A 13,201-nucleotide genomic window follows, 5' to 3' on the forward strand; every position below is an offset into this window, starting at 1 on the left:
TGACAGGGCAGCTAGGCTCGATGGGTTATGACGCGAATTATTTCCGGGTTTGCCGGCTCCCTGACTTTGGCGGTTCCGAAATCGGGCACCCGACCGACCAGCGACCGGGTGCGCGAGGCCATCTTCTCGGCACTCGACTCACTTGATGCCTTGCACGGCATGCGCGTTCTCGACCTGTATGCCGGATCGGGCGCTCTGGGACTCGAAGCAGCGAGCCGCGGAGCGCGAGTGGTGACGCTGGTCGAGAACAGTTACGGCGCGGCGGCCATGTGCCGCAAGAACGGCGAGGCCGTGCAGCGGTCAGCCCCGAAAGGTGCAGAACTGAAGATTGCGGTGTCGTCACAGGCGGTGCAGTCGTTCCTGGCGGCCACCAAGGACGGCTTCGATGTCGTCTTCATCGACCCGCCGTACGACCTCACCGAGGTTGAGCTCGGGCACAATCTGAGTGCGTTGGCCCCACTGCTGGCCGACGACGCGCTCGTGGTGCTGGAGCGCAGTTCCCGCTCACCCGAGCCGGAATGGGGCCCCGGGCTCGAGCTCGATCGCCGCAAGGACTACGGCGACACGACTGTCTGGTACGCCTCTCCACCTGAACTGAATTAGCCCGCCGCGCCGTCCCAGCCGCGATAGGGGTCCCAGCCGCCCTGATCGTGCGGGGAACCGTCGACGGTGATCATGCCCGCGTGCGAAGCGGATGCCGCCACAACCGTTCCGAGGCTCCGAAAGCCCGCCGGCAGAACGGCGCCGGGCGGGAAAGTTGCCAGCAGCCCGTGGTCTTCGCCGCCGCCAAGAGCGACCTCGATGCGGTCGCCCAGGCTCGCGGAGTCGAAATCGATGCCCACTCCGCTGGCACGCGCAATGCGTCCGGCGTCGATGGCGAGCCCATCGGAGACGTCGAGCATGGCGGTGGCGCCCGCGAGGGCTGCGATCGGTCCGCTCGCAATCGGCGGCACGGGGGTGAGCTGGGCTGCCACTTCGGTCGGGTGCGAGAGTTTGAGCGCGTTGGCGCGGTCAAGGTTGGGCACTCCGTTGGCGTCGACGCCCAGGCGAAACAGCAGTTCGAGACCGCGACCGGCGTCGCCGAGCAGCCCGGAGTGCGCCACAACGTCGCCGGGGCGCGCGCCCGAGCGCAATACGGGCGCGCGGCCCTCCAGGTCGCCGAAGGCCGTCACAGCCAGCGTGAGGGCGTCCGACGCGGACAGGTCGCCGCCGACCACCCCGCAGCCGGGCGCGAGTGCCTCACAACAGTCCCGCAGCCCGTCGGCGATGCCCTCGAGCACCACCACGGGCGTCGACGGCGGTGCGGCAATGGCTACGACGAGGGCGGTCGGGCGGGCTCCCATCGCTGCCACGTCGGAGAGGTTGGTGGCCGCGGCCTTCCAACCGAGGTCGTGCGGCGTGGACCAGGCCAGACGAAAATCCGGACCTTGAATCATCATGTCGGTCGTCACCACGAAGCGTCCGTCGGGAGCGGAGACGACTGCTGCGTCGTCCCCCGGGCCAAGCAGCTGCGCGGCTGCGGTCGGCAGCCGGGGAATGATTCGGCCGAGTACGGCGCCTTCGCTCAGGTCGGCGAGCGTTTCGGTGGTGGCGGTATGCGGGGCTGAACGCGGGGCATCCGCAGCGGTTGTCATGTAAGAAACGGTAGCCTGAATACGATGTCTCACCCATTCCTGCTCCCGCGCTTCGCTCCCCGTCGTTCCATCGCCGTCGTCACCGTGCTCGCGGGCTCACTGCTGCTGGCGGGCTGCGCCGCCGCCGTGCCGCTGACCCCGGCCGCCGATGCCACCAATGTGGCCTGCGCCGACGTAATCGTGCACCTGCCGTCCACCGTCGCCGACGAGCGCTCGCGGGAGACGAACGCCCAGGGGACAGGGGCCTGGGGAGACCCGGCCGCGGTGCTGCTGCACTGCGGTGTTCCGGTGCCTGCGCCGACGACGCTGCCCTGCCTGAACATCAACGGCATCGACTGGATCGAAGATGACTCCGACGCCCCGACCTACCGGTACACGACCTACGGGCGCGACCCCACCATCGAGGTCGTCATCGATTCCGAAGCGGTGAGCGGCTCAACGGCGCTGGTCGACGTGGCCAATGCGGTCGGGTATGTTCCGGCGGCCGGGGCCTGTGTCGGCGCCGAAGACGTGCGGCTGCCCACCGACGGGGCGACGACCGCGCCGTAGTCCGGTCTTACGAGACCGCTGGTGGCGATCGGGTCAGGAACCGTGGCGGGCGTGGGCGATGGCCACCGCGATGAGTTCGCCGACCAGCTCGGGGTAGGTGTAGCCGCTGGCGAGCCAGCAGCTCGGGAACATCGAGATGCTCGTGAAGCCGGGCATGGTGTTGATCTCGTTGATCACCCAGCCGGCCTGCGTGAGAAAGAAGTCCACCCGGGCCAGGCCGGCGCCGCCGATGGCTTCGAACGCCCGAATCGCCAGCTGTTGCACCTCTGCCAGCTCCTCGTCCGACAAGAGAGCGGGGCAGACCAGGTCGACCCCCGGTGCGTCGAGGTATTTCGCGGCAAAGTCGTAGAAGTCACGGCCGGTCACGACGACCTCGCCGGCCACGGAGGCGCGGGTCGGCTCCCCCGGGCGTCCCTGCAGCACGGCAATTTCGAGTTCCCGGCCGATGAGCCCGGATTCGATCAAGACCTTGTTGTCCTCGGCGAGCCCCACCGTCATGGCCTCGGCCAGTTGCTCGGGCGTCGACACCCGGCTGACGCCGACGCTGGAACCCGCGCGCGCCGGCTTGACGAACGCGGGCAGACCCAAGTGCTCGAGGGCGGCGTAGGCGGTTCCGGGGGCCTGCGCCCAGTCATCCGCTGTCAGGGTGCGCCACGGCGCTACCGGTAGTGCCGCCTGCTGGAACACGGTCTTGGCAAAGTGTTTGTCCATACCCAAAGCGGATGCGAGCACTCCCGAGCCGACATACGGCAGGCCGAGCAGATCGAGCATGCCTTGGATCGTTCCGTCTTCGCCAAACGGTCCATGCAAGATCGGGAATATGAGGTCGACGGTGCCGAGCGAGCGCACACCCGACGCGTCGACGACGGTCAGTTCCCGGCTCGCTGCGCTCTCCGGCCAGCGCACCCGCGTTCCGTTGTCGGCGACAACGGGCAACGCGGACGCGTTCAGGGCGAACTTGGCTGGGTCGTTGTCTTCCAACACAAACGCACCGTCACGGGTGATTCCCACCGGAATGACCGTGTAGCGATCAGGGTCGAGGGCTGCCAGCACTCCGCCCGCCGTGGCGCAGCTGATCGAGTGTTCGCTGGAACGCCCTCCAAAGAGAAGCACCACCGTGAGCTTGTCCATCGTCAAGTGTCCTTTCGCCCTGCGGTTCGCCGGAGTCTGTTGTTAGGTGCGGCGCAATGTCGCGGGGATTGAGTGTGCCGTCGAGCACCTGGCGTACCTGTTCGACGATGGGCATGTCAACGCCCTTGGCGCGGGCAAGTTCGAGAACGGGCTTCACCGAGGCGAGGCCTTCGGTGGTCTGCTGCATCTGCTTGACGACGTCGTTGATGCTGTAACCCTGGCCGAGCAGTCGCCCGGCCGTATTGTTGCGGGACAGCGGCGACTGGCAGGTGGCGATGAGGTCACCGAGACCGGCCAGGCCGGCCAGCGTCTCGGCCTGCGCGCCGTAGGCCACAGCGAAGTCCGTCATTTCGACCAGACCACGGGTGATGATCGAGGCCTTGGTGTTTTCGCCAAAGCCGACACCGTCGACGATGCCGATGGCAACCGCAATGAGGTTCTTCAGCACGCCACCGAATTCGGTGCCGATGACGTCGGTGTTGATGTACGAACGAAAATAGCGGTTGGTGGCCAGTTTGGCCACGGCCTGCGCGGTTTCCAGGCTCACCGAGGAGACGACAGCCCCCGTGGGCTGCTCCTTGGCGATTTCGAGCGCCAGGTTCGGCCCGCTGATCGCGGCAATGCGAGCGGGGTCGATGCTCAGCACCTCTTCGATCACCGTGCTCATGCGCATGCCGGTGGAGCGCTCGACGCCCTTCATGAGCGAGACGACGATCGCGTTCGCGGCCAGGTACGGTTCAACCTGCTTGAGGTTCTCCCGCAGGGACTGGCTGGGCACGGAGACGAAGACCATTTCAGCGCCGGCCAGTGCGAGGTCGAGGCGGCTCGTGGCGCGCAGGCCCAACGGTAGGTTCACGCCGGGCAGGTAGTCGCTGTTACGGCGGGCTTCGGAGATTTCGCGGGCCAACTCGGGGCGGCGGGCCCACAGAACGACGTCGGCCCCGCCATCCGTCAGAATTTTGGCGAAGGTGGTTCCCCAACTACCGGCGCCGAGAACGGCCACCCGGGTGCCTGGTTGGATCTTGAGCAGCTGGGGGGTTCTAGGCTTCAAAACGGCCGGTCTCTTTCTGGTTGTGCTCCGACGGGTTCCAGCGCTTGACCGGAGCCTTTTCGCCGCGCAGGTCTTCGAGCAACGCAGTGATGGCGACCATCACGACGGCCGTCGCCTCGTTGAGCGTGGCGGTATCGAGGCTGCGCCCCCGAAACTGGGCGAGGTCGAGCGGGTCGCCAATTTTCACCCGAATGGTCTTGCGCGGAAACAGGCTGATCTTCTTGGAATACCGCGGCATCAACTTCTGGGTGCCCCAGTGGGCGGCCGGCACGATCGGAATGCCCTGCTCGAGCGCGATGCGCACCGCTCCGGTCTTGCCCCGCATCGGCCACAAGTCGGGGTCGCGGGTGAGCGAGCCTTCCGGGTAGACGACCACGATCTGGCCCTTTTCGACCAGACGCTGGGCGGCCTTGACCGGTTCACTGCCGCGCACCGATCCGCCGCGCTGCACCGGAATCTGGCCAGATTTGGTCAGAACCCAGCCGATGACCGGAATCTTGAAAACGGATGCCTTCGCCAGAAACCGCGGCAGCCGCCCCAGCTTCCAGGCCACGACGCCCATGACCACGGGGTCGATCTCGCTGTAGTGGTTGGGCGAGAAGACGAACGCACCGCTGCGCGGGAACTTGTGGGCGTCGACGATCTCGTACCGGGCCGCGAGGTTCATCACTGGCAGGATCAGCCCGGCGAGAATCCAGAACGCCGAGGGCCGGCTCTTTTCCGAACGGCTTCGGGTAGGCGACTCGGCTGACTCGGGGGATGCTGGCACGTCTTTATTTTCTGGCACGCGCCTATTATCCTTCGAGATCGAAGTCCGCCCCCAAAAGCCGCAGCTTGCCGATGAAGTTCTCATAGCCTCGGCTGATGATTCCCACGTTGCTGACCGTACTGGTGCCCTCGGCGCTGAGTGCCGCGATCAGATGGCTGAAGCCGCCGCGCAGGTCGGGCACAACGATGTCAGCGCCGTGCAGTTTGGTCGGGCCGGTGATGACGGCCGAGTGGTTGAAGTTGCGCTGCCCGAACCTGCAGGGGTGGCCGCCGAGGCATTCCTTGTGAATCTGAATGGTCGCGCCCATTTCCACGAGGGCGTCAACGAAGCCGAACCTTTGCTCGTAGACGGTCTCGTGCACGATCGACGTGCCGTGTGCCTTGGTGAGGGCGATGACGAGCGGCTGCTGCCAGTCCGTCATGAAGCCGGGGTGAACATCCGTTTCGATGATGACAGGCTTCAGATCGCCGCCCGGGTGATAAAAGCGGATGCCGTCGTCGCAGATGTCGAAAGCACCACCGACCTTTCGGAAGACGTTGAGGAAGGTGATCATTTCGGGCTGGCGGGCGCCGCCGACGAAGATGTCACCGTCGGTGGCGAGGGCGGCAGCAGCCCAGCTGGCGGCCTCGTTGCGGTCAAACAGTGCGCGGTGGTTGTAGCCCATGAGGCGGTCCACGCCCTCGATGCGAATCACCCGGTCGGTGTCGACCGTGATGATGGCACCCATCTTCTGCAAAATATTGATGAGATCCATGATCTCGGGCTCGATTGCCGCGCCCTTGAGTTCGGTGATGCCGTCGGCACGCACCGCGGTGAGCAGCACCTGCTCTGTGGCCCCAACGCTCGGGTACGGCAGTTCGAGCTTGGCACCCTTGAGACCGTTCGGTGCCGACATGCGGATGCCGTTGGGCTGTTTCTCGACGACGGCACCAAACTTGCGCAGCACCTCGAGGTGAAAGTCGATCGGTCGGTCGCCGATGCGGCAACCGCCGAGGTCAGGGATGAACGCCTCGCCCAGTCGGTGCAGCAGCGGTCCGCAGAACAGGATCGGGATGCGGCTCGAGCCGGCGTGCGCATCGATCGCGGCGAAGTGCGCGCTCTCCACGTCGACCGGGTCGAGGATGAGGTCGCCCGGCTCGGCGCCCTCGGTCACCTTGACGCCGTGCACCTCGAGCAGGCCCCGAACGATCCGAACATCGCTGATGTTCGGAACGTCCTTGAGCACGCTCGGGGTTTCACCGAGCAGCGCGGCGACCATGGCCTTGGTGACGAGGTTCTTCGCCCCCTTCACCTCGATGCGGCCGACCAGCGGAATACCGCCGCGGATGGTGATCTTGTCGGCGGTGAGGCCAACAGCTGCCCCGTGGTTCTGGGCACTCCCGCGTTCGTTCGCATCGTCGTGCTGCCTGGCGTCATTCAAATTCTTCGCCTCTTGATCACGTCGGGCTTCGCTGAGAGTGCTCACAAAATACCTGTCTTCGTGTTACTTGGAGATTGATTCCGGCGACAGCGCGGGAAGGGTTCGGGGCAACCACGGCTCTCGCGTCGCTTCGAATTCATTGATCCGCGCTTCGTCACGCAGGGTCAGGCCGATGTCATCGAGACCTTCGAGCAGCCGCCATCTAGTGTAATCGTCGATTTCGAAATTCACGGTCAGATCCCCGACACGCACTGTTTTACTCACCAGATCCACGGTCAGTTCGATACCCGGGTCGCTCTCGATCAGGTTCCACAGGGTTTCGGCATCCGCTTCGCTGATCTGGCCGGCGAGCAGACCCTGCTTGCCGGAGTTGCCGCGAAAGATGTCGCCGAATCGGGGGCTGAGCACGACGTCGAAGCCGTAGTCGCGCAGGGCCCAGACGGCGTGTTCGCGTGAAGAGCCGATGCCGAAGTCGGCTCCGGCGATGAGCACGCGACCGCCCTGGTATTCCTTCTTATTGATGACGAAGTCGGGGTCGAGGCGCCAAGCCGCAAAGAGCGCGTCTTCAAAGCCGGTGCGCGTGACGCGCTTGAGGTGCACGGCCGGGATGATCTGGTCAGTGTCGACGTTGGAACGGCGCAGCGGCACCGCGACTCCGGTGACGGTGGTGAATTTCTGCATGCTACTTAGTCTCCATCCTGAACGAGGTCCCACGGGCTCGAGAGCGTGCCGCGAATGGCCGTGGCTGCCGCGACGAGCGGTGACACCAGGTGGGTACGGCCACCCTTGCCCTGTCGTCCCTCAAAGTTTCGGTTACTGGTGGAGGCGCAGCGCTCTCCGGGTTCGAGCTGGTCGGGATTCATCCCGAGGCACATCGAACAGCCGGCGAACCGCCATTCGGCACCGAAATCGAGGAAGATCTTGTCGAGCCCCTCGGCTTCGGCCTCGATGCGCACCCGGGCCGAGCCGGGGACAACCATCATGCGGAGTCCCTCGGCCTTGGTCTTGCCCTTGATGATCTCTGCGGCGGCGCGCAGGTCTTCGACCCGGCTGTTCGTGCAGGAACCGAGAAAAACGGTGTCGACCCGAATGTCCTTCATCGGGGTGCCGACCGCGAGGTCCATATATTCCAGGGCCCGCTCGGCCGCCGAGCGCTCGTTGGCGTCGATGATTGCGGCGGGGTTCGGAACGGATCCGCTCAGGGACACGCCCTGGCCGGGGTTGGTGCCCCAGGTGACGAAGGGTTCGAGCTCGTTGGCGTCGATGATGACCTCGGCGTCGAAGTTGGCGCCCTCATCGGTGGCCAAGGTCTGCCAGTAGGCGACGGCAGCATCCCAGTCGGCGCCACGGGGCGCGTGGGCACGCCCTTCGAGGTAGTCGTAGGTGACCTGGTCGGGGGCCACCATGCCGGCGCGGGCGCCGGCCTCGATCGACATGTTGCAGATGGTCATGCGCCCCTCCATGGAGAGGGCGCGAATAGCCTCACCACGATATTCGAGCACGTAGCCGGCTCCCCCGCCGGTGCCGATTTTGGCGATCACGGCGAGGATGATGTCCTTCGCGGTGACCGCGGTGCGCAGGGCGCCGTTGACCGTGATGGCCATGGTCTTGAACGGGTTCAGCGGCAGTGTCTGGGTGGCCATGACGTGCTCGACCTCGCTCGTGCCGATGCCGAGCGCCATGGCGCCGAAGGCGCCGTGGGTGGAGGTGTGCGAGTCACCGCAGACCACGGTGATGCCGGGCTGGGTCAGGCCGAGCTGCGGGCCGACGACGTGCACGATGCCCTGCTCGATGTCACCGAGCGAGTGCAGGCGCACACCGTATTCGGCGCAGTTGCGACGCAGGGTCTCGATCTGGGTGCGGCTGGTCAGGTCGACAATGGGCTTGTCGATGGCCAGCGTCGGCGTGTTGTGGTCTTCGGTCGCGATGGTCAGATCAGGACGGCGCAGCGGTCGATTGGCCAGGCGTAGACCGTCGAAGGCCTGGGGGCTGGTGACCTCGTGCAGCAGGTGCAGGTCGATGTAAATGAGGTCTGGCGTGCCGTTCTCGCCCTTGCTGACGAGGTGCTTGTCCCAGACCTTTTCAGCCAGCGTGCGCAGGCCGGTGCTGGAATGTTGTTCCGAAGTGGGTATTGCGTTGGTCATTTTGAGCGTCTTCCTCACGAATCGATGGCAGCCACGCCGAACTCCGCGACGAGGGAGGCCTCAGGACAGGGACTCGTCGCGGCACAGAAGAAGTCGGCTCACCACGGATTCAGGGTAACACCTCGTCCAGCCGCCGGCCTCGCCAGCGGTCAGTCGAACGCCGACTCCACGTAGACGACGCTCACGTTGTCACGCCCGCCATGCTCGATGGCCTCAGCGACGAGAATGTCGGCGACGCTGCGCCCGTGCCCATCCAAGCGGATGTCCATGGCCAGGACCCGCGCGATCGCCGCGTCGTCGAGTTCCTTGGTCAGCCCGTCGGAGCAGATCAGAAAGGACTGCTCCCCCAGGGCCGGCAGCAGCCAAACGTCGGCATCGACGAATTCGTCAGCGCCGATCGCGCGGGTGATGACGTTGCGCTCTGGATGCTTCTCAGCGTCCTCGGTGGAGATCAGTCCGGCGTCCAGCATTTCCTGCACCGCGGAATGGTCGACTGACAGCTGGCTCAGAACCCCGTCGGTCCAGGTGTAGACGCGGGAATCGCCGACGTTGAAGGCCATCCAGTGATAGCCGACGTCATCGCCGGCGTCGACGAAAGCGATGCCGGCAAGGGTCGTGCCCGATACTGCGGTGCCGTAGTCGTCGGCTGCGCTGAGATCGCGCACGGCGTCGTTCGAGGAGTGGATGGCGTCGAGTATGCGCTCCGGAGTCGACGGCAGATCGCGCGCGATGTGCTCGTCGAACACCCGCAACACGGTCTGGCTGGCGACCTCACCCTGCGCGTGGCCGCCCATACCATCGGCCACCAGAAAGACCGGTGACTGTGCCAGAAGGCTGTCTTCATTCACCGTGCGCACGCTGCCGACGTCGGTGCGTGCGCTGAAAAAGAGGCGGGCGGTGGCGGTGGAGAGTTCAATCGTGCTCTGCTGGTTCAGAGTCATAAGAACCCTCCGTTCGCCGGTGCCCGGCCTCTATTCGTCATTCCTTGGCGGTCGCCGAAATCTCCTCGGCCAGCGTGTGACCACGCTTCTTGGCATCGTGACGCGCCTTGATCAGGCTCGCGATGGTGGCCACGGCCATGCTACCGATGATCACGCCGAGCGACGTCCAGGTGTCGATCTCCGGGGCCCACTCGATGTTTTCGCCGCCGTTGATGAAGATTACTTCGTTGGTGTGCATTGCGTGCAGCACGAGCTTAACGCCGATGAAAGCAAGGATGACCGCGATGCCGTACTTGAGGTATTCGAGCCGTTCGAGCAGTCCGCCGAGCAGGAAGTACAACTGGCGCAGGCCCATGAGAGCGAAGATGTTGGCCGTGAACACGATGAAGGGGCTCTGGGTGATGCCAAAGATCGCCGGAATCGAGTCGAGCGCGAAGATGAGGTCGGTGGTGCCGATCGCGATGAACACGATCAGCATCGGGGTGAAGACCTTTTTGCCATCGATTCGGGTTCGCACCTTGGAACCGTCGAATTCTGACGAGATACGGATTCGATGACGCAGCAGCCGGATGACCGCGTTCTCTTTGTCCTCGGTTTCTTCCTCGTTGGAGAACGCCTGCTTGACGGCGGTGTAGAAGAGGAACGCCCCGAAGATGTAGAAGATCCAGGCGTAGCTTTCGATCAGCTGGGCGCCGGCGAGAATGAAGATTCCGCGCAGCACGAGGGCGATGATGATGCCCACCATCAGCACTTCTTGCTGGTATTTTCGCGGTACCGAGAACCGCGCCATGATGATCACGAAGACGAAGAGGTTGTCGATCGACAGGCTGTACTCGGTGAGCCAGCCGGCGAGAAACTGCCCGGCATGCTCGGCGTCACCGAGCAGCAGCATGAGCAGTGCGAAGATCAGCGCCAGGGTCACATAGAACGCCACCCACAGGCCAGCCTCGCGCATGCTCGGCACGTGCGGGCGCTTGTAGACGATGAGCAGGTCGGCGACGAGAATCAGGGTCAGAACGACCAGTGATCCAGCCTCGAACCAGAGAGGGAGAGCGAGTTCCACGGGGGCCTTTCAAGAAATAACGGGAGTCGGGTGTTACGGAACCCGAAAGTCTCTCCCGCACCAATAGGACCCAACCGGAACCAATCGATACCACCGCGACCGGGGCCCCGACAGCGCGGCCCGTATTGACGATCGCGACATAGAACCCGATCGGGCCCAGAGGGATACTCCCCTTCGCTTTCAAAATTCTAACAGTGTGGCGGGCGGGCGCGCGCGCGGTCGAAGATTTCCGGGTATGTCGGCGTTTTTACGGATTGATGCGGTGGTGAGTTTTCCGAATGTCCCGTCGCAGGATCAGCAGGAGAACACCGGCCAGCAGCAGAAGGAATGCCGCGCCGCCGATCCCTGGCGCTTCAAATCCCGAGCGGGCGAGTTCGGTCATCTCCGGGGCGACCGCTGCAACGCTGGCATTCTTGGTGCCCGAGTTGATGACGGTAATGGTCTCCGACGCCAGCTGTGCGGTCGAAGAAGTCACGCCGATCATCACGATGTGGTGCAGGCCGGCCGCTGTCGCCTCGGGAACGATGACGCGGGTCACGATGCTGCCGTTGGCATCAGCTGTGACGGTTGACAGCAGCACGGGTGTGGAATGAATCCACACTTGAACGGACTCCCCCGGATCGAAATCGGCACCAGTGACAGCGAGTGACTGCAGTGTACCCTCCTCAACGGTTTGTTCGAGCGTTGTGTTCTGTGGTGGCGTCGTGGCCACCACGAAACTATGGCTAGCCGAGCGCGCATTTCCATACGTGTCCTCGGCTGTGACGACGACGTCTACGTTTCCGTCGGCGAGCACACCGGGCTCAACCGTCCAGACGCCACCGACCTGCACCGTAGCGCTCAACACCTGCCCGGCCACCGTGACCGACACGGTCGCGCCGACCGGGGCATCCGTTGTTCCCGACAGTGTCGGCGTGGTGTCGCGCGTTCGACCCGCCGGGGCCACGGTCACGGCCACCGCGGGTGCGGTCGTGTCGATCGTGAAGACCTGGGTCGACGTTGCCGGGAGGTTCGTTACGCGGTCCACCACGGTCACGTCGACGGTGAAATTACCATCGGCAGAAATTTCGGCCGATTCGACCGACCAGGTTCCGGCAGCCGTCACGGTCGTTCTAAGAACCTGGCCATCGATCGTCACGGTCACTGCCGATCCGGCCGCAGCCGTCGAGGTACCGACGAAGCTCGGTGCTGGATCGTTGGATGCTGCTGCCGCGCCCCCGATGACAGTCACGTCGGGTGCCGCGACCACCGTGTAGACCTGAAGAGCGACACCCGTGTTACCGGCGGCATCCGTGATCGAGGCCGTGATGGTGTGATCGCCCTCGACGAGCGCCCCGGCGGCCACTGACCACGTGCCCCCCGCGATGACCGTGGCGGCGAGCGTCTGGGTGCCCACTGAAACGGATACCGCGGTGCCGACGGGTGCATTGGACGTGCCCGAAATGGTCGGTGTCGTATCGGCGTTGGTGAGTGCGGACCCTCCGGAAATGGACACGATCGGTGCGACGGTGTCGACGGAGTATGCCTGCGTTGCCGTTTGGCTGTTACCCGCCGGGTCCGTGACCACAGCGGAAACCAGGTGATTGCCGTCACTGAGTGCGCCGGCCGTGACCGACCATGCGCCGTCGGAAACGGTCGCGGACAGGGTCTGATCGGCCACGGTGACGGTGACGACGGTGCCGTTGGCGGCATCCGTTGTGCCCGAGATGGTCGGCGTGGAATCGTTGATCAGCGTGGAACCCGTGATGATGGCCAGCGAGGGTTTGGTGGTGTCGACCCTGATGGTCTGGATGGCCGTGCCGGTATTGCCTGCAAGATCCGTGACGGAGACAGTGACGGTGTGCCCGCCCTCGACGAGAGCCGCCGCCGTCACCGACCAAGTACCACCCGCAACAACGGTGGAGGTCAGCGTTTGACCCGTAACGGCCATAGTGTCAGTAACGGTCACAGTGACCGAAGTGCCGACGGGAGCATCCGTCGCTCCAGAGATGGTCGGGGTGCTATCGGCGGTCGTCAGCGCTGCCCCGCCGGTAATGACCAGCGTCGGCGCCGTCGTGTCCAGAGTGATCGCCTGACTCCCCGTGCCGACAAGGCCGCCGACTGCGATGGTGACGACGACTGGGTAGGTGCCATCGGCACCGAGGCCGTCCGCAAGCACCGACCAGGCACCGGCCGTCACCGTCGATGAAACCGTGGTGCCATTGATATCCAGCGTCACGACGCTGTCATTCGCTGCGCTGGTCGTGCCCGAAATAGTCGGAGTTCGATCGCTGGTCGTCTGCGTTGCCCCACCAGCAAAAACCACGGTCGGTGCCTCAGCATCGTGCGTCAAGGCCTGGGTGGCGCTACCGCTGTTACCCGCCAGATCCGTGATCGATACAGTGACGGTGTGCTCGCCCTCGACCAGCGTTGCGGCCGTCACCGACCAAGTACCACCCGCAACAACGGTGGCGGTCAGCGTTTGACCCGCAACCACCACAGTGATCAACGTACCGACCG

Annotated in this window: 12 protein-coding genes; 2 read left to right on the plus strand and 10 right to left on the minus strand. The window is 64.8% G+C overall.

All coding sequences use genetic code 11. From position 1 onward, the window contains the following. The first annotated feature begins 27 nt into the window (after positions 1–27). The gene (rsmD, locus tag CXY78_RS04620) at positions 28–603 is read left to right on the plus strand and encodes a 16S rRNA (guanine(966)-N(2))-methyltransferase RsmD (RefSeq protein ID WP_092341228.1); all 576 of its coding nucleotides are present in this window, start codon (positions 28–30) and stop codon (positions 601–603) included. Here the strand turns inward: rsmD and thiL are convergent. Further along, the gene (thiL, locus tag CXY78_RS04625; RefSeq protein WP_104088272.1) at positions 600–1,634 is read right to left on the minus strand and encodes a thiamine-phosphate kinase; all 1,035 of its coding nucleotides are present in this window, start codon (positions 1,632–1,634) and stop codon (positions 600–602) included. The genes rsmD and thiL overlap by 4 nt on opposite strands. A 24-nt stretch (positions 1,635–1,658) precedes the next feature. Between thiL and CXY78_RS04630 the strand changes: the two genes are divergently transcribed. Next, a complete protein-coding gene (locus tag CXY78_RS04630; protein WP_104088273.1) occupies positions 1,659–2,183 on the plus strand; it encodes a DUF3515 family protein in 525 nt (174 codons plus the stop codon). 33 nt (positions 2,184–2,216) lie between these two features. Here the strand turns inward: CXY78_RS04630 and CXY78_RS04635 are convergent, their stop codons facing one another. The 9 genes from CXY78_RS04635 to CXY78_RS04675 form a co-directional block, all read right to left on the minus strand. Next, the gene (locus CXY78_RS04635; protein ID WP_092341231.1) at positions 2,217–3,314 is read right to left on the minus strand and encodes a D-alanine--D-alanine ligase family protein; all 1,098 of its coding nucleotides are present in this window, start codon (positions 3,312–3,314) and stop codon (positions 2,217–2,219) included. Beyond that, positions 3,214–4,365: an NAD(P)H-dependent glycerol-3-phosphate dehydrogenase gene (locus CXY78_RS04640; protein WP_233197235.1), complete on the minus strand. Its 1,152-nt coding sequence runs from the start codon at positions 4,363–4,365 to the stop codon at positions 3,214–3,216. Before CXY78_RS04640 ends, CXY78_RS04635 begins: the two co-directional genes overlap by 101 nt. Continuing rightward, on the minus strand, positions 4,355–5,152 hold the full coding sequence (locus CXY78_RS04645) for a 1-acyl-sn-glycerol-3-phosphate acyltransferase (protein WP_233197236.1): 798 nt from the start codon (positions 5,150–5,152) through the stop codon (positions 4,355–4,357). The genes CXY78_RS04640 and CXY78_RS04645 overlap by 11 nt, the downstream gene beginning before the upstream one ends. A gap of 7 nt (positions 5,153–5,159) precedes the next feature. After that, positions 5,160–6,467, minus strand: a complete 1,308-nt coding sequence (murA, locus tag CXY78_RS04650) for a UDP-N-acetylglucosamine 1-carboxyvinyltransferase (protein WP_233197242.1) — start codon at positions 6,465–6,467, stop codon at positions 5,160–5,162. A gap of 150 nt (positions 6,468–6,617) precedes the next feature. Next, entirely contained in the window at positions 6,618–7,235 is a 618-nt protein-coding gene (leuD, locus tag CXY78_RS04655) for a 3-isopropylmalate dehydratase small subunit (protein ID WP_092341234.1), read from the minus strand. 5 nt (positions 7,236–7,240) lie between these two features. After that, complete coding sequence (leuC, locus tag CXY78_RS04660; protein ID WP_104088275.1) at positions 7,241–8,698, minus strand: 3-isopropylmalate dehydratase large subunit; 1,458 nt, start codon at positions 8,696–8,698, stop codon at positions 7,241–7,243. 149 nt (positions 8,699–8,847) lie between these two features. Beyond that, positions 8,848–9,639: a PP2C family serine/threonine-protein phosphatase gene (locus CXY78_RS04665; RefSeq protein WP_092341236.1), complete on the minus strand. Its 792-nt coding sequence runs from the start codon at positions 9,637–9,639 to the stop codon at positions 8,848–8,850. Between the two features lie 37 nt (positions 9,640–9,676). Continuing rightward, a complete protein-coding gene (locus CXY78_RS04670) occupies positions 9,677–10,702 on the minus strand; it encodes a TerC family protein (RefSeq protein WP_092341237.1) in 1,026 nt (341 codons plus the stop codon). Between the two features lie 247 nt (positions 10,703–10,949). Then, positions 10,950–13,201: Ig-like domain-containing protein (locus CXY78_RS04675; RefSeq protein ID WP_199182586.1), on the minus strand; the 2,252-nt coding region annotated here is incomplete at its 5' end.

Origin of the sequence: Cryobacterium sp. N19 (genome assembly GCF_002929595.1) — a bacterium.
Lineage (GTDB): Bacteria > Actinomycetota > Actinomycetes > Actinomycetales > Microbacteriaceae > Cryobacterium > Cryobacterium flavum.